The following is a 22,074-nucleotide window of genomic DNA, read 5'->3' as shown; positions in this document are numbered from 1 at the left end:
CTCAGCCGGGCTCGATGGAGCGCGCCGCTTCGATCAACGCCACCAGTTCCGGGGTCAACCGCCGGTCCGACGGTGTCGCCAAGTACGTCTGCATCCGCGGCGACGGCTCCACCAACGGCCGGAAAGCCACTCCCGGGATCGGCAGCAGGTTGGCGTGCGCCCGGTAGAACACCGTCCACTGCGGACGCCCGAAACCCAGCGTCCCCAACGTGTCCTGCGCCGTCGTGAACTCCTTGCCCAGCACCGGCTCGAACCCCGCTTCGCGGCAGCACGAAACCACCAGGTCGTACAACGGCTGGTTTCGTGAGGGAGGACTCAATCGCGCCGGCAGCGAAGCCAGTGAAGCGAAGGAAACCTCCGAAGCGGAAGCCAAGGGGTGAGAGGCGGGCAACGCCACCCACACCTCGTCCGTCCACAAAGGAGTGAAGTCGAGATCCGGGGAAGGCCACGAGCCTCGCACGATCGTCGCGTCCAGCGAACCGTCGCGGACCCGCTGGAGCCGCTGCGCGGTCGGTGCGTGGACCAGCTCCAAAGACGCCGAAGGCGCGAGCCGGGCGAACGCACTCAGCAGGACGTCCAGCCGATCGCCCAGGCCTTCGCTCGTGCCCAAGCGGACCAGGGGCCCGGAAGAACGGAACTCCGCCACCGAGTCCGCGGCCCGGTCGGCCGCCGCCAGGACGGCTCGCGCGTGCGGCAGGAACCGCTGGCCCGCCTCCGTCAGGGACACCGCCCGCGTGGTCCGCGCCAGCAACGACACCCCCAGCTCCCGCTCCAGCCGCCGCACCTGCTGGCTCACCGCCGGCTGGACGATGTGCAGCCGCTCCGCCGCCCGCCCGAAGTGCAGCTCCTCGGCCACAACCACGAATCTTCTAATGCGCTCTAGATCAAGTGCTGACCTGCGGTTATCCACTTTGTCACTCCAGACCCCGATGTGGTCTCCCCGCGCTGGCAAAAACGATCACCAGAACGGGCAGGTACTCCCGTCCCGTCCATCCTGCCGTGCTCCGCCACGAACCGCCCTGTTCCAGGCCCGGACGTAGAAGGAGCCGCCCGATGCTGTGTCTACAGCGTCGGGCGGCTCAACTCTGGCAGTCCACGTGAGTACAGGTGTATCAACGCGGCATGAGTGTATGACCGCTGCGCCGAACGACGTAGCACTTTAGGTCAATTAGCGGATCGTAAAGCAATTTTTACCCCTGCTATAGATGCACTATGTGAATAGATCACCCGCCTGGCAGATGTCAACGGTTAGGGTTAGCAAATAAGCTTATCTGTCGTTATATCTCAACGACGCGTGTCAAATTAATACGAGGGGTGTAATGCGTAAGCGCAACAAGAGGACTATTTCACTTCTCCTTGCGACCTTTTGTTCTTTAGTCTCCGGGGCTTCGTTGGCTTCAGCAACGACAGTTGCAAGCTCGAATCTCGTTGATATTCCCGCAAACGAATTGCAGGCATTAGTAAGCGCGGCTTACGGAAACTCGACCTTGTATTCAAGTCTACGTTTCGACGCAGTGAGACATACTTACATTCTCGGTGCAGTTGACGTTGACGCCGCTACCAAGAACCTAAATCAACTTTTTCACGGTAACACTGTAAATAGGACGAGTTCGGTCGCGGACTCCTCGATTCGAGTGGAGGTCACAAAGCAAAGCACGAGCCGAAACATTCTCAAATCTGTCATGTCGCAAGTGGCAGCCGACGTCAAGAACAAGAATATCGCTGACGGTCGAGTAGCTGCCTGGCACATTGACGAAGATACCAATCAGGTCGTAATCGAGATTGCCGATCCATCCGACAAAGACGTTCTGGCATTACGCGATCGCTACGGATCGGGACTTGTTAGGGTTATTTCTGGTAGTCGGCCGATAACGGCAAGGAAAGTGACAACCTCGGAGAAGCCGATAAAACTTCAGAAAGTGAGTAAAAGCTCGATTGCAATGCTTGAGCAAGCAAAATCTCCGAGCCGACTCCTAGATTTCGCGGCATACAACTCCGCGGTTCGCATTTTCACGCTTGACCCCAACGGTAACACTATTTATCAGTGCACTACCGCGATGCACCGGAAGTCGTTGACCGAAGTGGTCACCGCAGGGCATTGTGGACCGACAGGCGCCACATTTTATCAGGGATACTACGACCAAGCTGCCAGTATCGCCTACTACACCGACATTCTCGGTACCGTCAGCTTGAGTATTGACGGAAATGGCAACCCTGATTTCGCGAATATTAAGGCATCCGTCGCGCTTTCCGACCAGCAGTACACCTCCGATGTCGTTAATCTCGAAGAATACGTCGCCACAACCGAGACTAGCGATTCGATCAAGTTTGCGGTCGGTCAGAGCGTTTGCACAAACGGGTCATTCACAGGGTACGTGTGTCGCGGTGCGACGGTCAATGCCGTAGATATTTGCATAGACACCGACGCAGCAGACCTAGTCTGCGGCATTGACCGCGCAACATCTGGTGATGGCGGCTCGATCGTGCAGTCCGGCGACAGTGGCGGCCCTATTCTGACTGGATCCCTTTCCGCTGGGGCTCAGGTAGGAGGCGTAATAGTCGCAGAAGACCGCTTTGGCCTCGACGTCTTCACATCTGAAGCCAGTCGCATCTAAGTAGTCGGGTAGCCTGAACTGTGATATAGTGGGGGGGTGGGTCGTGACAATGACTCACCCCCCACTATATCGACTCGGATAAGGCTGAGAAGTGAATAGCTCAAGACGGTATGGCTTGCTGGCAGGGAGTGTCCTCGTTATCATAGTTGCGATCGGGGTCGTTTTCTATTTAATCGATAAATCCCAGCCGCCGCACGCTACTCTGGTTCCCCCGGTAACTGGGACGATTAAATCGCTTGTCCAAGTGACTCCTACTGCGACTAAATAATCAGACGTCTAAATAGGCGATTCTCACGTTCACGTGAGGTCGGTCGCTCTGCACGGCAACCTCGCGGATCGTAAGGCCGCTCTCATATTGATCGACGACCTCGTTCTCGTCCAAGTGGCACTTTATGCCGCGCCCAGTTTCCGGCACGTCGGCGCCAAGCTTGCGCAGCAATGCTCCGGTCCAGTTCGGTGAAAGACCAAACTCGCGTGATAGCTCCACAATCGTCTTGCCGGAGCTCCAAGCACTCAATAGTAGGGCGTTGCGCTGCAATCGCTGATCGGCGAGCAGTGAGGGTCCCCTGGGAATCGATTCCAAGCTATCGACGCCGCCTTTGTTTGCTGGGCTGTCCGGGGGGCCGCAATGTCACGCCAGCGTGAAGCAACATATTGCGTGCTTGGTTGTAACTGACGCCGTATCGAGTAGACACCACTCGGATCGACGCGCCGTTCTGATACAAGTTGACAAATCCCGGCGGGCAAGGTGGAACCTGAATCCTCGGAGGTCGCAGTTTTACTCCTGCTTCTATCAGCGATGTTCGTGTGCGGCGGTAGCTGTATCCTGCCTCTTTCGCGATTGCCTCGATTGCGGCTCCGGATTCGTACCGATCAACCAGGTGGACTACTGCTTCTGGGGTCAAGACGGAGCGCTCGATAGGAGTGTCGTGCAGCGCTCGCGGAGGGCCGACTTGCGCCTGATTCACGCTTGCGGCAAGTATTTCTCTTGCCTGTGTGACGATTGCTTGAGTGGCTTCCAGGTGGTCCACCAGTCGTCGAGACCCGTCCGAAGAGAGGCGTACCCACATCCGGCGACCTCGTTCCCGGCGAGTCTGCAAGATCCGCTCGCGGCGGAGAACATCCACGTGGTATTCAAAGCTGCTTCGCTTGACTTCGATGGACTCGCAAACGAACTGGAATTCGCGCCACCTCATGTCGACAAGAAAAGTTACGATGAACAGGCGAACGGGCGCGAGCAGCTGACGATCAAGGGTGCAATTTGGCCAGCTGTGTTGCAGTTCATTCTGCTGCGTCAAAGCCATCTCTCCGGCAGTGGACGAGGTGGACGGAATCGTGGCCAGTAGGTATTCACGATGCGACTAGCTGCTGCCCAGTCGTCGTCGGTCATTGACTCGCCGGGCTTCAGTTCTCGTGCCAGCCGCTCGAAGTCCTGATCCTCTGCCGGGGCAACCGAAATGTCATCTGTCATGTCAAGTCTCTGATGAACCGTTGGGAAGCGGAAGTTGGGGCTCGGGGGTCGGAGTCAGCCGAAGACATGACTCGCAAGGCATCCCTAGTGGACGATCAAGCAATTCAAGTTCGCCGGGACCGAACGATGCCGAGCAAAAGGCGGTCAACCGGTCCGGCGGGGTGTTCTGCGATGGCGCCTCGAATACGTGGACGACGCGACGCGTCTCGCCCACGACGCCGGGGCGTGGGCGGCCGAGCAACAGGCGAACCGTCATTGTGCGCCTCGCCGCGCGTGGCGTTCGGCGGGAACGGGCGCGATCGGGGCGCAGCCCGTCCCCGCCGAACTCTCGGGTCCGCCGTCACGTTGAGGGGACGTGGTAGCGGACGATCGTGCGTGCCGGAAGAACCGACTCCGCAAGCCTCGTGTTTTGCGCCTCGGTGTCCCCAGGCGTTCGTTCGCGTCTCGCAAAGTGGCGCGCGCTGCCAGGTATGCGCGGCACCGGACGCACGGCGGACCGGGCGGCATGAGGCTTGAAGCGATCAGCAACCGGTGCCCGCACAAGGCGGCAAACTGCCCGCATTGCTGCCGAACTCCGCGTGCAAACTCCTCATCCGTGACCGCGTGATCGTGCTCGTCGGTAAGGCATCGACTCCACGTCACATACAAGTCGCCGGCCAGCTCCGTCCTGCCCGACTTGCTCATCGTCCACTCCGCTCGCCCGTTGCTCTGACCAGCCGCAATGGCCGGTAACGCTGAGATCAGCGTGGCGGATAGAATGATTTCGTCGAAAGGTCTTGGAAGGGCCACGGCAGTGCCCTGGCGGGGCCATCGGAGAACTGAGGAGCGCAGCATGAGCGATGAGCAGGAGCCGCACCCCTCGCGCACTGTGCTCGAACAGCTCATCCGGGAGCGGCGAGAGACGTTCGAGGAATTCGCACGGTTCGCGACGAACTTCGCCAGAGACTGCGGCGAGCCCGGCACGCTCAGCAGTCGGCACCTCAAGCGGCTGGCGTCAGGTCGTGGCGATGGCGGCAAACCGCTCGGGCGGCCCCAGCAAGCCACGGTGAGACTGCTTGAGCGCATTTTCGGCGTCAGTATCGACGAGCTGCTTTCCTCGCCTCGGGAGCGCCGCAGCTCCGCTGAGGACGACGGAGAGTTTCGGACTCTGCTCCGCACGTCGTCCGCGGCCACCGCGTCGTCACACTCGACTGGCGTGGCTGCGGCCGCTCGGACCGCCCCGCGACCGGCAACACGATCGCCGGCAACACCGCCGACATCGCCGCGGTGATCGAGGCACTCGAAATCGGCAAGGCCGTCGTCGTCGGCTCGTCGTTCGGCGCGGTCTTCGCCACCGAGCTGGCTCTGGCCCGGCCCGAGCTCGTCGCCGGCGTGGTGGCCGTCGACGGACCGGGGTACTGGCCCGCGGCCGCGATGCGGGAAAAGGTCCTCGACCTGCGGGAACAGATGGCCGGCGATCGCTCGGCACGCTCGTGGGGTGGGTGCCGAACTGGTTCGCGCCGGGCGTCGCGCCCGCGCTGGTCGACTGGACCGTGCGGCAGCTGGTCGACTCGAGCACCTACATCGACGCGCTGTTCACCGAGGTGACGACCTACGACCCGCGGCCGCGCCTGCCGCAGCTCGCGGTCCCGATCACCTACCTGCACGGCGAGCTCGACCCCGAGATCCCCCTGGAAGTCCCGCGGACCTGCGCCGCCGCGACCCCGGGCGCCCGGGTGCACGTCATCGCCGGCTGCGGCCACCTCCCGCACCAGGAGGACCCGCGCGCGTTCACCGCCGCCCTCCGCGCGATCGCGGCCTGAAGGGGACGCCGATGCCGAACGTACGAGTGACGCTCGAGAACGGCGACGCCGTCGTCCACTACGACCGGACCGGCGACGGCCCCGCCCTGCTCCTGCTGCATGGCACCGCCGCCTCCCGCGAGCAGTGGGAGCCGCTGGCGGCGCAAGCGCAGCGCTACACCGTCCTGGCGATGGACTTCTCCGGTTCCGGGCGGACCACCGACCACGGCGGCCCGGTCAGCGTCGAGGACCTCGCCGTGGAAGCCGAAGCCGTCCTGGACCACGCCGGAGTCGAAGCGGCCCACGTCGTCGGCCATTCGCTGGGCGGGATCGTGGCGGCCCACCTGGCGGGCACCCGCCCGGACCGCGTGCGCTCGGCGGTCCTGCACGCCGCGTGGCCGGTCACCGACGTCCGGCAGGACGCCGAGTTCCGCCACTGGCTCGACCTGCTCGCAACCGGGACCTTCGCCCGCATGCTCCCGCTGATGGCCTTCGGCCCGCGCTACTGGGAGCAGGCCACCGCCGAGAGCAACGAACAGCTGGTCAAGACCCTCGAGTCGGTGATCGAACCCGGCGCGGACCGGCAGACCGAAACCGACCGGACCGTCGACCTGCGGCCCGTGCTCGGCAAGATCGCCGCGCCCGTCCTCGTGCTCGGCAGCGCGCACGACCGGCTGGTCACGGCGGAGCAGCAGCGGCAGCTGGCCGCCGCGATCCCGGGGGCGCGCGCCGCCACGATCGACGCGGGGCACGGCGCCCCGGCCGAGCTGCCGGACGAGTTCGCCCGGCTGGTGCTGGACTTCGTCGGCGAACACGCCTGACCGGCCGCGCCGACGGCCATCGAGGGCCTTCGGCGCGGCGCGGGTCAGCGCAGGGACTTGAGCACGACCGCGGCCACGCCCGCCATCCCCGCCTTGAGCGGGTGGTAGGCGGCCGCCTCGAAGACGTTCTGGTCCTTGCCGTTGATCCACGCCGAGCCGCCGCGCGCGCACGCGTCGTGGCCGCGCGACGGCCCGAAGGTGTCGACGAACTCCGCGTCGCCGTTCGAGGCCGCGTCCGCGAGAGCCTGGTTCAGGTCGCTCTCGACCCGGCTCAGCCACGCGTAGTCGCCGTCGGCGAACGGCAGGACATCGGGGCAGTAGCCCCGCTCCGGCGCGATCCGCGGGTAGCCGACGACGAGCACCCGCGCGCCGGGCGAACGCTGGTGGACGGCGGCCAGCACGGCCTCGACGCGCGGCTCGATGTTCGCGATGGCCGTCTTCACCGTGTCGACGCCGTTGCTCGTGAAGTGCTCTTCGCACGGGTTGCCGGTGGGGTCGCCCGCCCGCAGCCCCGGGCACGTCGAGACGAGCCGGCCGAAGACGTCGAAGTCGTTGCCGCCGATGCCGAGGGTGACCAGGTCGGTGTCGATGCGCAGGGCGCCCAGCTGGGGCGCGTTGGTGCCGTTGAAGGGCACCTGCTGGGGCCGGGTCATGGAACCCGTGTCGGCGCCGGCGCAGCTGACGTCGGTGAACTCGCCGGCGTGCAGCCCGTCCGCCACGACCGACGGGTAGTTCGCCGTCGACCGGCCGCAGCCGAGCGGGTCGAGCCGCTGCACCGGGATGAAGGGCCCGGAGGTGTAGGAGTCACCGAGGGCGACGTAGTGGTGGAACCGTGGTGCCGCCGAGGCGGCGGCCGCGGTGGTGACGAGCAGAGTGGCTGCCGAGACGACGGCGACGAGCAGCCGGGTGTTGCGCATGAAGACCCCGTTCTGTTCCGGAAACGCTCCCTCCACATCTAGCGAGCGCCGGACCGCTCGGGGGCGGACTTCACCCGCCTGTCGGGTCACCGTCGCCGTGCTCACGGTAAGTGATCAGCGTGCGCCAGAACAGCAACGGCCGGACGGTGCTCCCGGGCAGCAGCCGGGCCGCCTCCCGGCGCACCTCGGCCAGGGTCGGGTAGTCGTCGGCGACCGGGGCCTTCGGGCCGTCCTCCCCGCCGCCGTTGAGCCGCTCGCCGGCGTAGACGACGAGCTTCGCGAGCGCGTTGACCGGGACCGCCGCGATCGCCTGTGCCCAGTCCGCGGGCGTGCTCGGGTGGGCCAGGCCGAGCACCACGAGCACGCCGCCGGGCACCAGCGCGCGGCGCAGCTTGGTGACCGTCTCGAACGGCATGTGGTGCAGGGAGGCGAGGCACGAGATGAAGTCGTAGTGCGCCTCGGGCAGGGGGTCGGTGGTGACGTCGGCCTGCCGGTAGACGATCTCGCCCGGCCCCGGCGAGCCGAGGCCCGCCGCCGCCTCGACCATCGCGGCCGAGACGTCGACCGCCTCCACCGCCATGCCGGTCGCGGCCAGCCGCCGCGCGAACCGGCCGGTGCCGCACCCGACGTCGAGCGCGATCCCCGGCCCGGGCGGCAGCAGGTCCAGCAGCAGCGGGTGGTAGTGGTCGTTGTGGTTGAACGGCATGCGTCGAGAGTGCCACCTCCTCACGCACGTAGACTCGGAAGGCAAGTGCGAAACCCCAGGCCGGAGGAGATTCAGTGCCGCAGGATGAGACAGGTCGAAAGCCGGACCTGTCGGATCTGGACAGTTTCGCGGGTGTCGACGAGCTGGGTGCCCAGGGGTACGAGGACTCGGACGACCACGACCCGGAGCTGGACGCGCGGGACACCGCGTTCGACGTGGGCGGCGGCTCGCGCGGCGGCATCGGCGGGGTCGGCCAGCTGGGCGACAACCTCGCCACCGGCCCGGTGCCCGACCTGAGCGTGCCCGAGGACGCCGAGCTGCACGAGCTCGACGACCAGGGCGAACCCGAGGCGTACGGCAGCCCGGACGGGCCCGAGGCCCGCCGGGAGCTGATGGCCGTCGAGGCCGAGCTGAACCAGCGCTGGCCGGAGACGAAGATCCAGCCGTCGCTGACCCGCATCTCCGCGCTGACGCAGCTGCTGGGCGAGCCGAACCACGGCTACCCCGTGCTGCACATCGCGGGCACGAACGGCAAGGGCTCGACGGCCCGGATGATCGACTCGCTGCTGACCCGGATGGGCCTGCGCGTCGGCCGCTACACCAGCCCGCACCTGCAGCTGGTCACCGAGCGGATCGCGCTCGACGGACGGCCGATCTCCGCCGCGCGTTACGCCGAGCTGTGGCACGACATCGCCCCGTATGTGGCCATGGTGGACGGTGCCGCCGCGGACGGCGTCGCGATGAGCAAGTTCGAGATCCTCACCGGGATGGCGTTCGCCGCCTTCGCCGACGCGCCGGTGGAGGCCGCGGTGCTGGAGGCGGGCCTGGGCGGTGCCTGGGACGCCACGAACGTCGCGGACGCCGACGTCGCGGTCATCACGCCGATCGGCATCGACCACGTCGAGTACCTCGGCCCGGACATCCTCGGCGCGGCGCGCGAAAAGGCGGGCATCATCAAGGCCGGCTCGGTCGCGGTGATCGGCGAGCAGGACCCCGAGGTGCAGAAGGTGCTGCTGGAACGCGCCGTCGAGGTCGACGCGGCGGTCGCCCGCGCGGGCAGCGAGTTCGGCGTGCTGGAGCGCGAGATCGCCGTCGGCGGGCAGATGCTGAAGCTGCAGGGCCTCGGCGGGGTGTACGAGCAGATCTTCCTGCCGCTGCACGGCGCCCACCAGGCCGCGAACGCCGCGCTCGCGCTGGCCGCGGTCGAGGCGTTCTTCGGGGCGGGCAAGGACAAGCAGCTGGTCGTCGAGGCCGTGCGCGAGGCGTTCGCGGAGGTCGAGACGCCGGGCCGGCTGGAGCGGGTCCGCGCGGCCCCCGCGGTGATGATCGACGCGGCGCACAACCCGCACGGTGCCCGCGCGCTGGCGGCGACCGTGGCGGAGGAGTTCGCCTTCCGCCGCCTGGTCGCGGTGGTCGGAGTGATGGCCGAGAAGGACGCCCACGGCATCCTGGACGCGCTGGAGCCGGTGGTGTCCGACATCGTCGTGACGCGCAACTCGTCGCCGCGCTCGATGCCGCTGGAGGAGCTGAACCAGCTGGCCATCTCGGTGTTCGGCGAGGACCGGGTGGTGGCCGAGACCGACCTGGAGACGGCGATCGAGACGGCGATCGCGCTCGTGGAGACCAGCGACGACCCCGAAGAGCCCCTCGCGGGCGGTGGCGTGCTCGTCACCGGCTCGGTGGTCACCGCCGGTGAGACGCGCACGCTGTTCGGGAAGGAGCCGGCGTGAGCACTCCGGAGACCCCCCAGGCCTCGGAAGCGCCCAAGCCGAAGGACCCGATGAAGGGCTTTCGCGGCGTGATGTCGGGAACGCTGATCATGGAGGCGATCACGGTCGCCCTGGCGCTCCCGGTGGTGAACAAGCTCGGCGGCGGGATCAGCACGGGCACCGGCTGGACGGTGCTGGCGGTCGCCCTGGTGCTGGTCGTGCTGTGCGGGTTCGTCAAGAAGGCGTGGGCCGTGCCGGTCGTCCTCGGCCTGCAGGTGGTGCTGATCGCGCTGGTGTTCTGGCTGCCCGCCATCGCGGTGCTGGGCGTGGTGTTCCTGGCGATCTGGCTGTGGCTGCTGTGGCTGCGCAAGGACGTCGCCCGCCGCATGGCGGCCGGCACCCTCGCGAGCCAGCAGCCCCAGCCCTGACCTGACGCCGTGAATGACTCATTCCTGTCGCCGGACGACAGGAATGAGTCATTCACTGCACCGGCTCAGCGCAGCACGACGACCCGCAGCGCGGGGGAGCGCAGGATGTCGGCTTCGCAGAAGCGGTCCTTCACCCACTCACCCCGGCTGTAGAGCTTCGTCTGGTCGCTGAAGTACGGCGACCTCGGGTTCGCCGACTGCGAGTACGTCAGCAACGTCGACGAGTCCGGGCACGCGCGCCCGCGGAAGCCGACCACCTGGATGTAGCTGGACCCGTGCTGGACCTCGACGTTGCCGCGGGCCGGGTCCCACACCGGCGTCATCACGTTGAGCACGCCCAGGAAGCCCTGCGCGCCGTGGATCGGGATGCGCTCGCCGTTGCGCGTCACCGCCTGGCCGTCGCGCAGCCGCGCGTCCGGCGGCAGACCGGCCGCGCGCAGCTCCACCAGCGCGTCGCCGAAGGCCTTCCGGACGTCGGGGTTCGCCGTGTTGAGCGTGTTCGGCGTGGTCAGCGGCGCCTTCGGGTCGAAGGGCACCGTGAAGCGGTCCACCGGCCCGAGCCGCGCGGCGAACCGCTGGAACAGCAGCGAACCCCGCGTGTCGAGCGTGTAGGTGTGGTCCCAGCTCGCGAGCGCCGAGCACGCCGGCCCGACCGGCACCGGGCCGGACGACGACGGCGCCTGCCCGTCCGGGAACGACGCGCACAGCTTCGCCAGGTCCGCCGCCGTCAGGTCGGCGAACAGGCTGTGGTCGGCGAAGAGCATCTTCTTCATCGAGTCCGTCGTGAACCCGCCCTTCTCGGCGGTGAGCAGCGCCTCCCGCGTGCGCGGCGAGCGTTCGGTGCCGATGTCCCCGACGATGTGCGGGTACCCCGTGATGGGCGCGCGGGCGTTCGCCAGCCAGGCGCTGTCGTTGGCGTTCAGCTCGTAGTCACGGCGCTGCTGCTGCGGCAGCCGTGACGGCGCGAAGATGCCGGGTTCGAGCGCGCCGGGGTCGGAACCCCACCGGCACGCCGACTTCGAACCGTCCAAAATGGCCAGTCCGACCTGCTCGAACGTGCCCTGCCCCAACGGGGTGCTGCACGTCTTCGCCAGTTCGTCGGTGACGTGCGGGACGACCTGGATGTCGGCGTAGAGCGCGTTGCCCGCGCGGTCGGTGGCGATGGTGTTGACCCACGGGACGCCCTGGTTGCGGCTCAGGGCACCGACGACGTCGGCCGTGCTGCGGGCCTGGTCGAGCTCGAACCACGTGTTGAGGCCGCGCATGTTCGTGGCGTTGGCGTCGCGCACCGCGTACGCCGACTTCGCCGTCCACGGCAGCGGAACGCCCTGGAAGTCGCCCATCACCGGCCCGTACCGCGTCGACCAGAACGTCTGGTGGGCCGGCTTCAGCGAGCCATCGGCTTGGCGCACCTGGACCGTGACGTCGCGGGACGTCATCTTCTCCGGCTTGCCGTCGACGAGGTAGGTCGTCGGGTCACCCGGCTTCAGGGGTACCTCGAAGAGGCCGAACGTGACGGGCGTGGACACCGTGTGCGTCCAGGCCGCGTCGGCGGTGTGCCCGATCTGGATGAACGGCATCCCGAGCAGGCTCGCGCCGGCCGCGTCGAACCGGCCGGGGATGGTCAACTGGCTCTGCCAGAACCGCCGCCCGGCCTGCCACGGGTAGTGCGGGTTGCCGAGCAGGACGCTGCCCTGGCCCGCCGCGGTCGAGTCCGCGCCGATCGCGATGCCGTTGCTGCCCAGCCCGCTGCCGCCGAGTGCCTTCCGGACCTGGTCGGAGAGCTGCCCCGCCGTGCCCGGCGCCGGTGTCGCGCCGGCCGGTGGTGCGGTGAACAGGCTTTCGGTGACCACGCCCTGGCCACCGGTGATCGCGATGGCGTAGTAGTGCCGGTAGAAGTCCTGCTCGGTGATCGGCCGCACCCAGCCGGCGCCGCGGCAGGCCGGGTCGGAGATGCCGGCGCGGCCGGTGCGGGCGAGGTAGGCGTTGAAACCCTTGACGTAGCCGGAAACGATCTCGCGGACCTCGGGACGCGGCCCCTGCGGCGCGGGTTGCGCGACGAGCCGGTCGACGACGCCGGAGTCGTTGAGCTGCTGGAAGAACAGGTCGCTGTGCAGGTTGTTCTTCGCCTCGGACAGCGACGGGTAGCCGTCCCCGTCCGGGCCGAGGTACTTCGACCGCTGCGCGCTCACCGTGAGGTAGATGTTCGCGAGCTCGCAGATGTTGTCGGTCGCCGCCGCGTAGCCGTACCCGTAGCCGAGCCCGGCGAAGTCCTTCGCGACGATGTGCGGGACGCCGTGCTCGGTGTAGCGGAGCACGGCCTTCGCGGTGCCTTCTTGGCCCGCTTCCGCGAGGCCGGTTCCCAGTGTGGTGATCGAGAGCGCCGCCGTGAGGACGGCGAGGGATTTCGTGAATCGTCTCATCTGACCCCCTTGTCGTGGTCGCCACGCTACCGATGGCGACGGCGCGCCGACATGGGGGAAAACCCGGGGATGTCGTTCACCCGCGCGCAAACCGGCGTTGGCCGCGGCGGGATAGAAACCGCGCATGACCGAACCGACCCACCACTCCCGCCGCACGCTGCTCAAGGCCGGTCTCACCGGCGCCGCCGCCACTCTCGTGCTGCCTTCGACGGCGTTCGCCGCGACCCCGCTGCTGCGCGGCGACCGGCCGGTGCTCACCCACGGCGTCCAGTCCGGCGACGTCACGCCCGGCTCGGCGATCGTCTGGTCGCGGGCCGACCGGCCGTCGCGGCTGGTCGTCGAGATCGCGCGCGACCCCTCGTTCCGGCATGCCCGCCGGGTGCCCGGCCCGCTCGCCGGGCCGTCGACCGGCGGGACCGGGCAGGTCCGCGTCGCCGGCCTCGCGCCCGGCACCGAGTACCACTACCGCGTCACGGCGGAGTCCCTCGACGGACGCACCACGAGCGAGCCGCTGACCGGCCGCTTCGCCACCGCGCCGGTGGGCCGCCGCGACACGCGGATCCTGTGGTCGGGCGACGTCGTCGGCCAGAACTGGGGGATCAACCCCGCGCTGGGCGGCATGACGATCTTTTCGGCGATGGCCACCCGCCGCCCGGACGTGTTCCTGCACAGCGGCGACACGGTGTACTCCGACGGGCCGCTGACCGAGACGGTCGCGCTGCCCGGCGGCCGGACCTGGCGCAACGTCGTCACGGCGGAGAAGTCCAAGGTCGCCGAGACCCTCGACGAGTTCCGCGGCCAGCACGCCTACAACCGGCTCGACGAGAACTTCAAGCGGTTCGTGTCCCAGGTGCCCGCCTACGTCCAGTGGGACGACCACGAGGTCCTGAACAACTGGTACCCGGGCAAGATCCTCGACAACCCGGCCTACACGGAGAAGCGCGTCGACGTGCTGGCGCCGCGGGCGTACCAGGCGTTCCACGAGTGGCACCCGATCGACTCGCGCCAGGCCGTCGACGGCCGCGTCTACCGCAGTTTCCGCTACGGCGCGCGCGCCGAGATCTTCGTGCTGGACATGCGGACCTACCGCAACGCGAACACCGCCGACCAGACGAAGCCGGGCTACATCCTGGGCGACCGGCAGGCCCGCTGGCTGGCCGACGCGCTCGGCCGCAGCACGGCGACGTGGAAGATCGTCCAGGCGGACATGCCGCTGGGCCTGGTCGTCCCGGACGGCACCGCGATCGAAGCGGTGGCGAACAACCTGCCGGGCGCGCCGGGCGGGCGCGAGACGGAGCTGGCGTGGGTGCTGCGGGAGATCCAGCGCCGCCGCGTCCGCAACGTGGTCTGGCTGACGGCGGACGTCCACTACACGGCGGCGCACCACTATTCGCCGGACCGGGCGGCCTTCCAGGACTTCGACCCGTTCTGGGAGTTCGTGTCCGGGCCGCTGAACGCGGGCGCGTTCGGGCCCAACGCGCTGGACCCGACGTTCGGCCCGGAGGCGGTGTTCGTCCACGCCCCGCCGGCCGCGAACACAGCCCCGATCGACGGCTTCCAGCACTTCGGCGAGCTGAACATCGACGGCGTGAGCGGGGACCTGACGGTGGACCTGAGGGACGCCACCGGGACGTCGCTGTGGTCGAAGAAGCTGCACCCGCAGGGCCGCTGAGGTCCGCTCCGGCCCGCCAGGGCCGACGCTCGGTGTGAACGCAGTGAATGACTCATTCATGTCGCCTGATGCAGTGAATGGGTCATTCACTGCATCAGGCGACCACGCGCGGGTCGGCGTCGCGGAGTGGCCGCCGACCGCATTCCGACCGGCGAATCGGTCACCTGAGCAGGGTCGGCTACGCTCACGCGCACCGACACGCACCCGTACCAAGGAGAAACACCGTCGTGACTGAACGCACGCTGGTCCTCGTCAAGCCCGATGGCGTCGCGCGCGGCCTCGTCGGCGAGGTCGTCTCGCGGATCGAGCGCAAGGGCCTCAAGCTCGCCGCCCTCGAGCTGCGGACCGTTCCGCAGGCACTGGCCGAGGAGCACTACGCCGAGCACAAGGAGCGTGCGTTCTTCGGCGACCTGCTGGAGTTCATCACGTCGGGCCCGCTGGTCGCGCTCGCCGTCGAGGGCCCGCGCGCCATCGCCGCGTTCCGGCAGCTGGCCGGCGGCACCGACCCGGTCGAGAAGGCCACCCCGGGCACCATCCGCGGCGACTTCGCGCTGGAGACCCAGTACAACCTGGTCCACGGCTCGGACTCGCCGGAGTCGGCCGAGCGCGAGCTGAAGCTCTGGTTCCCCGACCTGTGACCGGCACCGGGGCCACGCCCGCGCGTGGCCCCGGTTCTCCCCAGGAGCACCCGTGACGACGATGCCGTTCCCAGCCCGCGATTACCTCCCTGTGCTGCGGGAGCTGACCGGTGCGTTCGCCGAGGTCCTGCGCACCGGCGACCCGGCCGCGAAGGTGCCCGACTGCGCCGGCTGGACGCTGGCCGACCTCGGCACCCACCTCGGGAACGTGCACCGCTGGGCCGCCACCGTCGTCACCACCGGTGAGGTGCAGCCGCAGGACTTCGACACCGGCGCGGGCGCCGACCTGGCCGCTTGGTACGCCGAAAGCGCCGGAATCCTGCTCGACGCGCTCGAGCAGGTCACCCCCGGAGACCGGTGCTGGCACTTCGGCGGCACCGAGAAGACCAAGGCGTTCTGGTTCCGCCGCCAGGTCCACGAAACCGCCGTCCACCTCGCCGACTCGGGCAGCGACCACGTGCTCGACCCGGCCGTGGCCGCGGACGGCGTCGACGAGGTCCTCGGCACGCTCCTGCCGCGCGTCACGCGGTGGCACGCCGTGCCGCGGCTGCCCGGCCCGGTGACCCTGCATGCCACCGACACGGGTGACGTCTGGACCGTGCACCCCGGCGAGCCGCCCGCACTGGGCCCGGCCGCCGGAGGCGCGTCCGTCGAGGCTCCCGCCCGCGACCTCCTGCTGTGGCTGTGGAAGCGCACCGGCCCGGACCCGCGCGTCGACGGGGCCGCCGCGGCCGCGCTGCTCGAAGCGCCCCTGACCCCCTGATGGTGTTCTAGACCATTCAGGCGGCGTTCACCGGGAAGTCTTCCCCCGGCCGTGCCACTGCGCTGTGCTGGTCCGGCTCACTCTCACTCGATACTGGGGTACCTGGTGAAGAAGTCACGCATTGCGCTGCCGTTCCTCGCCCTGGTGGCGACGGCGTTCGCCGTTCCCGCCCACGCCGACCCGCTCCGGGCACCGCTCGGCACGCCGCCGGTCGAGGCCGCGCCCGCCGCCTCGTCGGACCACCAAAGTCCGGCCACGTTCGCCGCCGCGGACCCCGACGACGGGCTCGTCACCGGCAGCGCGACCACCGAGGTCGCGCCCGGGCTGAACCTCACCCAGTTCGACCGGTTCGACCCGGCGGGCTGGATCCGCGGCGACACCCTCGCCGTCGACCTGGGCAGCAAGGTCCTGAAGCCCACGTACCTGAGCCCCGGCACGGTTTCCGCGCGCACGCCCCTTTCGCAGCAGCTCGCGCGGACCGGCGCGGTCGCCGGCGTGAACGGCGACTTCTTCGACATCAACGCCACCGGCGCGCCGATCGGCGTCGGCATCGACCAGGGGCTGCTGCAGACCGCGCCCGCGGCCGGCCACAACTACACCGCCTCGATCACCGACGAGGGCAAGGCGCAGCTGGCTTCGGTCTTCCTCGAAGCCACCGTGACGCTGCCCGGCGGCACGGTGCGGGCCACCAACTTCAACAGCCCGGTCCTCGGCCAGGACGCGATCGGCGTCTACACGCCGTTGTGGGGCGCTTCGGGGCGCCGGACGTCGGTGGCCGGGGCCCAGCGCGTCGTCGAGGTGGAGCTGCGCGACGGCGTCGTCACGCAGGTCCGCGACGCTCCGGCCGACGGCCCGATCGCGGCGGGCACGACCCTGCTCCTGGCCCGCGAAGCCGGGGCGAACGCCCTCGCGTCGCTCAAGCCGGGCGACCCGGTGGGCGTAACGTACGCGCCGCGCTCGGACGCCGGGAAGATCGCGGTCGCCGTGGGCGGCAACGAAGTCCTGCTCCGCGACGGCGTCGTGCAGCCCGTCGACAACGTGGCCATGCACCCGCGGACGGCGGTCGGCTTCTCCGCCGACGGCAAGCGCCTGTGGCTGGCCACTGTGGACGGACGCCAGGCCGACAGCCGCGGCATGACCGAGCTGGAGCTGGCGCGGCACATGAAGAGCCTCGGCGCCGACGACGCGATCAACCTCGACGGCGGCGGCTCGTCGACGCTCCTCGCGCGCACCGAGGGCGAACCCGCGCCGAGCGTCCGGAACACGCCGTCCGACGGCGGGGAACGCCTGGTGCCCAACGGCATCGGCTTCGCGACCGTGCCGGGCAGCGGCAAGCTCACGGCGTTCTCCCCGGCGCCCGCCGTGACGGCCGGCGACGCGAACCGCGTGCTGACCGGCCTGACCCGGCACCTGGTCGCCGACGGCCACGACGAGACCGGCGCCGCGGTCGCCGCCGATCCGCGCTGGAGCTCCTCCGACCCCCGGCGGGCGACGGTGACCCGCGGGGTCGTCACCGGCCAGGGCGCGGGCGGCGTCGACGTCGTCGCGCGCTCCGGACGCGCGTCCGGCAAGACGGCGCTTTCGGTGCTGGGCAAGCCGGTCCGGCTCGGCACGAGCACCGAGCAGGTCGCGCTGTCCGCCGCGGGCGCCAAGAGCACGTTCCAGGTCTACGGCTACGACGCCGACGGCTACGGCACCTGGCTGGAGCCCGACGACGTCAAGCTCGACTACGACCACTCCGTGCTGCGGGTCGACCCGTCGGGCGACGGGTACGAGGTGACCGCGCTGACCGCGTCCGGCGCGAGCGCGATCACCGCGACGGCGGCGGGTCTCACCACGCACCTGGGCGCCTCGGTGGGGACCGTGCCGCAGGTCGCGTCGCCGCTGGACGGCCCGGCGGGCTGGACGGCGACGGTGTTCCCGGCGGTCGTCGGCGCGGCGCTGTCCGCGGCGCCCGGCCGGGACGGCGGCCAGGGTCTCGCGCTGGACTACCGGCTCACCGGCACGACCGCCACGCGCGCCGCGTACGTGACGCCGTCGGCGGCGTTGCCCGTGCCGGCGGGCACGCAGAAGATCGGGCTGTGGGTGAACGGCGACGGCAAGGGCGCGTGGCTGCGGGCGGAGCTGCGGGACGCGGCGAACGTCGCGTCCATTGTGGACTTGTCGCTGAGCGTGGACTGGACGGGCTGGCGGTACGTCACGGCCGCGGTCCCGGCCGGACTGCCCGCCGGGCAACGCTTGGCGCGCTTCTACGCCGTCGAGAACGTGCCGGACCAGCAGTACGAAGGTCACCTGGTGTTCGACGACCTGACCTTCGAGGTGGCGCCGACGACGGCCGTGCCGGCCGACCCGGCGCCGCACGACCCGGCACTGGTCACCGACGGCACCCTCGCCGGCGGCCTGCGCGTCGCGGTCGTCAGCGACGCGCAGTTCACCGCGGACGACCCGGCCGGACCGCTGGTCGCGCAGGCCCGCCGCGCCCTGCGCGAAGCCGTGGCGGCGAAACCGGACCTGGTGCTGATCAACGGCGACTTCGTCGACCGCGGCACGGCACCCGACTTCGCGCTGGCCCGTCAGGTGATCACCGACGAGCTCGACGGCAAGGCGCCCTGGTACTACGTGCCGGGCAACCACGAGGCCGAAGGCGGCAACGGGCTCGCCAACTTCCAGGCCGCCTTCGGTGTGCCGCACCAGGTCGTCGACGTGCACGGCATCCGGCTGGTGCTGCTGGACTCCTCGCGCGGCTCGCTGCGGGCCGGCGGGTTCGACCAGGTCCGGATGCTGCGCTCGGCGCTCGACTCGGCGGCCGCGGACCGGTCCGTCCGCGGGGTCGTCGTCGCGATGCACCACCCGGTGAAGGACCCGAGCCCGACCGGGAACTCCCAGCTCGGCGACCGGAAGGAAGCCACCCTGCTGACCCAGTGGCTGACCGGGTTCGAGCAGGCGTCCGGCAAACCGGCCGCTTCGGTGGCTTCGCACGCGGGCGTGTTCTCGCTGTCGCGGGTGGACGGCGTGCCGTACCTGGTCAACGGCAACTCGGGCAAGGCGCCCGCGGCCGCGCCCGGCGACGGCGGGTTCGTCGGCTGGACGCTGCTGCGCGTCGACCCGGCGGACCGGGCCCAGCCGGTGCGCTTCGAGACGCGGCCGAACGTCGACTCGCTGACGCTCACCGGGCCCGCTTCGCTGGCGCCCGGTGAGCGTGCCGACGTCCGCGCGACGCTGCGGCAGGGCACCCGGGACGTGCCGGTGTCGTACCCGGTGAGCGCGGACTGGACGGCCGGCCGGGGGGTCGTCGCGTTCGACCCCGCTTCGGGGGTCCTGACGGCGCTGCGGCCGGGCGTCGCGCGGCTTTCGGTGACGGTCAACGGGGTGACGAGCACGCTGGTCGTGACCGTCCGGGCCTAAACCGTTCGGTTTTTGTCGGTGCCCGGTCCTATGGTCGGAGGCGTGGGCGAATCGGAGGACCGGGAACCGGCGCTGGTGCAGGCCAAGGCACTGGTGAAACGCTTCGGCGAGTTCGAGGCCGTGCGCGGGATCGACGTCGAGGTGCGGCGCGGGGAGGCGTTCGGCTTCCTGGGCCCGAACGGCGCCGGGAAGTCGTCGACGATGCGGATGATCGCGTGCGTGTCCCCGCGCACCGACGGCGACCTTCGCGTGCTGGGGCTGGATCCCGAGGTCGCCGGCCCGCGGATCCGCGCGCGCCTCGGGGTGGTGCCGCAGCTGGACAACCTGGACGTCGAGCTGACCGTCCGGGAGAACCTGCTGATCTACGGCCGGTACTTCGGGCTTTCGCGGGCGGCGGCCCGGCACAAGGCGGACGAGCTGCTGGAGTTCGCGCAGCTGGGCGACCGGGCCGCCGACAAGGTCGACCCGCTCTCGGGCGGCATGAAACGCCGGCTGACGATCGCCCGCTCGCTGGTCAACGACCCGGAGCTGCTGCTGCTCGACGAGCCGACGACGGGCCTCGACCCGCAGGCCCGCCACCTGCTGTGGGACCGCCTGTTCCGGCTCAAGGAGCAGGGCACGACGCTGATCGTCACGACGCACTACATGGACGAGGCGGAGCAGCTGTGCGACCGGCTCGTGGTGATGGACCACGGCCGGATCGCGGCGGAGGGCTCGCCCTCGGAGCTGATCAGCCGCTACTCGACGCGGGAGGTCGTGGAGCTGCGGTTCCCGACCGGCCGGCAGGTCGCGGCGGCCCAGCAGGTGGAAGGGCTCGCCGAGCGGGTGGAGGTGCTGCCCGACCGGGTGCTGCTCTACAGCGACGACGGCGAGGACACCCTGGAGCACGCGCACTCCCGCGGGTTGAGGCCGCTGTCGAGCCTGGTGCGCCGCAGTTCCCTGGAGGACGTGTTCCTCCGGCTGACCGGCCGGACGCTGGTGGACTGACTCGGATGGGGAAGAACCGTGCTCGCGGAAAGCACTCGCCGATGAATCCCGTCAGGGTGTCCCGGAGGCGGCCATGACCACCGTCGAATCCACCGGCCGCGTCGTCGGCAAGTGGCACGGTGCCTGGCTGCGCGTCGAGGGGTACTGGACCTGGTACCGCCGCCACTGGGTGTCCACTCTGTACTCCACCGGCCTCCAGCCGGTGCTGTTCCTCGCCGCGATGGGCCTCGGCTTCGGTTCGCAGGTGCGGCCGGGCGTGGTCACCGGTGGCCTGTCGTACCTGCAGTACATCGCCCCGGCGCTGCTCGCCGCCGGCGCCGCGCAGCTGGGCATCGGCGATTCGAGCTACCCGGTGCTGTCCGGGTTCAAGTGGCAGAAGGACTACCTGGCCGTCACGGCCACCCCCGTGTCGCCGGGCCAGGTGCTCGGCGGCCACCTGATCTGGACGACCCTGCGGCTGACGCTCGCCGGCGCGATCTACGCGTTCGTCGCGCTGTTCTTCGGCGCCTGGGCCGGGCCCAGCGTGCTGCTGGTGATCCTCGTGGGCACGGTCACCGGACTCGCCTGCGCCACGCCGATCACCGCACTCGCGGCGCGGACGTTCGACGAGGGCCAGCGCTTCGGGCTGATCTTCCGCTTCGTCGTCATGCCGATGACGTTGTTCTCCGGCACGTTCTTCCCGATCTCGCAGCTGCCGGGCGCGATCCGCTGGCTGGCCTGGCTCTCCCCGCTGTGGCACGGCACGCAGCTGGCCCGCGGCGTGAGCGCCGGGGGAGTCGGCGGCTGGGCGATGCTCGGGCACTTCGCGGTGCTCGCGGCGGTGTTCGCGGCCGGGTGGGCGGTCGCGCACCGGGCCTTCTACCGGAGGCTGGTGGTCTGATGGTGAGCGTCCAGGCCCCACCGGCGCGAGCCGGGCTGCTGCTGCGGATCCTGCCGCCCGGGCTGTACGCGGGCCGCGCCGGCATGGTCGTCGAGCGGTCGGTGCGCGTCGCCCGCGCCGGCTGGCTGATGTTCCTGTCCGGCGCGGCCGAGCCGTTCCTGTACCTGCTGGCTTTCCAGGTGGGGTTCGGCAAGCTGGTCACCGAGGTGGCCGGCCCGGACGGCCGCCCGATGGGCTACGTCGCGTTCGTGGCGCCGGCCTTGCTGGCGACGTCGGCGATGAACGGTGCGGTGTTCGAGTCGACGTACAACCTGTTCTTCAAGCTGCGCTACGCGAAACTGTACGACGCGATGCTGGCGACGCCGATCGGCCCGCTGGACGTGGCGCTGGGCGAGATCGGCTGGGCGATGACCCGCGGCGGCATCTACGCGGTGGCGTTCCTCGCGATCGCGGCGGCGATGGGGCTGCTGGCGTCGTGGTGGGCGCTGCTGATGGTCCCGGCGGCGCTGCTGGTGGGGCTGGCCTTCTCGGCGATCGGCATGGCCCTGGTGACGTTCCTGCGGTCGACGGCCCAGTTCGACTACATCGCGCTCGGGCTGATGCCGATGTTCCTGTTCGCGACGACGTTCTTCCCGCTGTCGGTGTACCCGGAGCCGCTGCAGTGGGTGGTCCGCTGCCTCCCGCTGTACCACGCGATCGAGCTGATGCGCGGCCTCGCGACGGGCCTGCTGTCCGGCAGCATGCTGGTCAACCTGGCCTACCTGCTGGTCCTGGGCGCGGTGGGCCTGTGGGCCTCGACCCGCCGCATCGCCAAACTCCTCCTGACATGACGCGATGCCCCGCCAATCACGCGAGTTC

The 22,074-nt window shown here is 69.6% G+C and carries 20 protein-coding genes and 1 pseudogene; 15 read left to right on the top strand and 6 right to left on the bottom strand.

The features are described from left to right. Position 1: 1 nt before the first annotated feature. Positions 2 to 910, bottom strand: a complete 909-nt coding sequence (locus QRX60_RS50325; RefSeq protein ID WP_285998536.1) for a LysR family transcriptional regulator — start codon at positions 908 to 910, stop codon at positions 2 to 4. A gap of 781 nt (positions 911 to 1,691) precedes the next feature. Between QRX60_RS50325 and QRX60_RS50320 the strand changes: the two genes are divergently transcribed. Next, the gene (locus QRX60_RS50320; RefSeq protein ID WP_285998535.1) at positions 1,692 to 2,615 is read left to right on the top strand and encodes a chymotrypsin family serine protease; all 924 of its coding nucleotides are present in this window, start codon (positions 1,692 to 1,694) and stop codon (positions 2,613 to 2,615) included. Between the two features lie 268 nt (positions 2,616 to 2,883). Here QRX60_RS50320 and QRX60_RS50315 read toward each other — a convergent pair whose 3' ends face one another. Then, positions 2,884 to 3,198, bottom strand: a complete 315-nt coding sequence (locus QRX60_RS50315; protein WP_285998534.1) for a hypothetical protein — start codon at positions 3,196 to 3,198, stop codon at positions 2,884 to 2,886. A gap of 1 nt (position 3,199) precedes the next feature. Beyond that, a complete protein-coding gene (locus tag QRX60_RS51765) occupies positions 3,200 to 3,583 on the bottom strand; it encodes a helix-turn-helix domain-containing protein (RefSeq protein WP_408630301.1) in 384 nt (127 codons plus the stop codon). Between QRX60_RS51765 and QRX60_RS50310 the strand changes: the two genes are divergently transcribed. From QRX60_RS50310 to QRX60_RS50285, 5 genes and pseudogenes are all read left to right on the top strand, one after another. Then, entirely contained in the window at positions 3,545 to 3,961 is a 417-nt protein-coding gene (locus QRX60_RS50310) for a hypothetical protein (protein WP_285998533.1), read from the top strand. The genes QRX60_RS51765 and QRX60_RS50310 overlap by 39 nt on opposite strands. Before the next feature lie 957 nt (positions 3,962 to 4,918). Then, positions 4,919 to 5,356 (top strand): hypothetical protein, encoded by a 438-nt coding sequence (locus QRX60_RS50300; RefSeq protein ID WP_285998531.1) that lies wholly within the window; start codon positions 4,919 to 4,921, stop codon positions 5,354 to 5,356. Next, a pseudogene (locus QRX60_RS50295) lies at positions 5,296 to 5,673 on the top strand (alpha/beta fold hydrolase); the annotation flags it as partial. The gene QRX60_RS50300 and the pseudogene QRX60_RS50295, both read left to right, overlap by 61 nt. Then, on the top strand, positions 5,568 to 5,888 hold the full coding sequence (locus QRX60_RS50290; RefSeq protein ID WP_285998530.1) for an alpha/beta fold hydrolase: 321 nt from the start codon (positions 5,568 to 5,570) through the stop codon (positions 5,886 to 5,888). The pseudogene QRX60_RS50295 and the gene QRX60_RS50290, both read left to right, overlap by 106 nt. A gap of 11 nt (positions 5,889 to 5,899) precedes the next feature. Then, positions 5,900 to 6,688, top strand: coding sequence for an alpha/beta fold hydrolase (locus QRX60_RS50285; RefSeq protein WP_285998529.1), 789 nt, complete (start codon positions 5,900 to 5,902; stop codon positions 6,686 to 6,688). Between the two features lie 44 nt (positions 6,689 to 6,732). Here the strand turns inward: QRX60_RS50285 and QRX60_RS50280 are convergent, their stop codons facing one another. Both QRX60_RS50280 and QRX60_RS50275 read right to left on the bottom strand, forming a co-directional pair. Next, positions 6,733 to 7,605, bottom strand: a complete 873-nt coding sequence (locus QRX60_RS50280) for an SGNH/GDSL hydrolase family protein (RefSeq protein ID WP_285998528.1) — start codon at positions 7,603 to 7,605, stop codon at positions 6,733 to 6,735. A 70-nt stretch (positions 7,606 to 7,675) separates the two neighbouring features. Next, positions 7,676 to 8,311, bottom strand: coding sequence for a class I SAM-dependent methyltransferase (locus tag QRX60_RS50275; protein ID WP_285998527.1), 636 nt, complete (start codon positions 8,309 to 8,311; stop codon positions 7,676 to 7,678). Positions 8,312 to 8,385: 74 nt separating this feature from the next. Between QRX60_RS50275 and folC the strand changes: the two genes are divergently transcribed. Together folC and QRX60_RS50265 are read left to right on the top strand one after the other, a co-directional pair. Further along, a complete protein-coding gene (gene folC / locus QRX60_RS50270; RefSeq protein WP_285998526.1) occupies positions 8,386 to 10,041 on the top strand; it encodes a bifunctional tetrahydrofolate synthase/dihydrofolate synthase in 1,656 nt (551 codons plus the stop codon). A 50-nt stretch (positions 10,042 to 10,091) separates the two neighbouring features. Next, a complete protein-coding gene (locus QRX60_RS50265) occupies positions 10,092 to 10,448 on the top strand; it encodes a DUF4233 domain-containing protein (protein WP_286003870.1) in 357 nt (118 codons plus the stop codon). Between the two features lie 65 nt (positions 10,449 to 10,513). Here the strand turns inward: QRX60_RS50265 and QRX60_RS50260 are convergent, their stop codons facing one another. Next, on the bottom strand, positions 10,514 to 12,871 hold the full coding sequence (locus QRX60_RS50260; protein ID WP_285998525.1) for a penicillin acylase family protein: 2,358 nt from the start codon (positions 12,869 to 12,871) through the stop codon (positions 10,514 to 10,516). A gap of 124 nt (positions 12,872 to 12,995) precedes the next feature. On the opposite strand from QRX60_RS50260, the gene QRX60_RS50255 reads away from it, so the two are divergent. The 7 genes from QRX60_RS50255 to QRX60_RS50225 all read left to right on the top strand — a co-directional run bounded on the left by QRX60_RS50255 (position 12,996) and on the right by QRX60_RS50225 (position 22,046). Beyond that, the gene (locus tag QRX60_RS50255; protein ID WP_285998524.1) at positions 12,996 to 14,543 is read left to right on the top strand and encodes an alkaline phosphatase D family protein; all 1,548 of its coding nucleotides are present in this window, start codon (positions 12,996 to 12,998) and stop codon (positions 14,541 to 14,543) included. A 227-nt stretch (positions 14,544 to 14,770) separates the two neighbouring features. Then, positions 14,771 to 15,181, top strand: coding sequence for a nucleoside-diphosphate kinase (gene ndk / locus QRX60_RS50250; protein ID WP_004561228.1), 411 nt, complete (start codon positions 14,771 to 14,773; stop codon positions 15,179 to 15,181). A 52-nt stretch (positions 15,182 to 15,233) separates the two neighbouring features. After that, complete coding sequence (locus QRX60_RS50245) at positions 15,234 to 15,944, top strand: maleylpyruvate isomerase family mycothiol-dependent enzyme (protein ID WP_285998523.1); 711 nt, start codon at positions 15,234 to 15,236, stop codon at positions 15,942 to 15,944. A gap of 105 nt (positions 15,945 to 16,049) precedes the next feature. After that, positions 16,050 to 19,349 (top strand): phosphodiester glycosidase family protein, encoded by a 3,300-nt coding sequence (locus tag QRX60_RS50240; RefSeq protein ID WP_408630193.1) that lies wholly within the window; start codon positions 16,050 to 16,052, stop codon positions 19,347 to 19,349. 30 nt (positions 19,350 to 19,379) lie between these two features. Beyond that, the gene (locus QRX60_RS50235) at positions 19,380 to 20,336 is read left to right on the top strand and encodes an ABC transporter ATP-binding protein (protein WP_285998522.1); all 957 of its coding nucleotides are present in this window, start codon (positions 19,380 to 19,382) and stop codon (positions 20,334 to 20,336) included. 73 nt (positions 20,337 to 20,409) lie between these two features. Continuing rightward, entirely contained in the window at positions 20,410 to 21,216 is an 807-nt protein-coding gene (locus tag QRX60_RS50230; protein WP_285998521.1) for an ABC transporter permease, read from the top strand. Then, on the top strand, positions 21,216 to 22,046 hold the full coding sequence (locus tag QRX60_RS50225) for an ABC transporter permease (RefSeq protein ID WP_285998520.1): 831 nt from the start codon (positions 21,216 to 21,218) through the stop codon (positions 22,044 to 22,046). The genes QRX60_RS50230 and QRX60_RS50225 overlap by 1 nt, the downstream gene beginning before the upstream one ends. The last annotated feature ends 28 nt before the right edge of the window (positions 22,047 to 22,074 follow it).

It is taken from the genome of Amycolatopsis mongoliensis, from assembly GCF_030285665.1.
In the GTDB taxonomy this organism is placed as follows: domain Bacteria; phylum Actinomycetota; class Actinomycetes; order Mycobacteriales; family Pseudonocardiaceae; genus Amycolatopsis; species Amycolatopsis mongoliensis.
The sequence above is the reverse complement of the archived record's forward strand: the minus strand, read 5'-3'. Positions and strand labels throughout refer to the sequence as shown.

Excerpts from the sequence above, each read along its gene's own strand:
- QRX60_RS50255 (WP_285998524.1), top strand. The coding sequence starts at position 12,996 with ATGACCGAACCGACCCACCACTCCCGCCGCACGCTGCTCAAGGCCGGT.
- QRX60_RS50260 (WP_285998525.1), bottom strand. The coding sequence starts at position 12,871 with ATGAGACGATTCACGAAATCCCTCGCCGTCCTCACGGCGGCGCTCTCG.
- QRX60_RS50235 (WP_285998522.1), top strand. The coding sequence starts at position 19,380 with ATGGTCGGAGGCGTGGGCGAATCGGAGGACCGGGAACCGGCGCTGGTG.
- QRX60_RS50300 (WP_285998531.1), top strand. The coding sequence starts at position 4,919 with ATGAGCGATGAGCAGGAGCCGCACCCCTCGCGCACTGTGCTCGAACAG.
- QRX60_RS50280 (WP_285998528.1), bottom strand. The coding sequence starts at position 7,605 with ATGCGCAACACCCGGCTGCTCGTCGCCGTCGTCTCGGCAGCCACTCTG.
- QRX60_RS50265 (WP_286003870.1), top strand. The coding sequence starts at position 10,092 with ATGAAGGGCTTTCGCGGCGTGATGTCGGGAACGCTGATCATGGAGGCG.
- QRX60_RS50285 (WP_285998529.1), top strand. The coding sequence starts at position 5,900 with ATGCCGAACGTACGAGTGACGCTCGAGAACGGCGACGCCGTCGTCCAC.
- QRX60_RS50225 (WP_285998520.1), top strand. The coding sequence starts at position 21,216 with ATGGTGAGCGTCCAGGCCCCACCGGCGCGAGCCGGGCTGCTGCTGCGG.
- QRX60_RS50230 (WP_285998521.1), top strand. The coding sequence starts at position 20,410 with ATGACCACCGTCGAATCCACCGGCCGCGTCGTCGGCAAGTGGCACGGT.
- QRX60_RS50275 (WP_285998527.1), bottom strand. The coding sequence starts at position 8,311 with ATGCCGTTCAACCACAACGACCACTACCACCCGCTGCTGCTGGACCTG.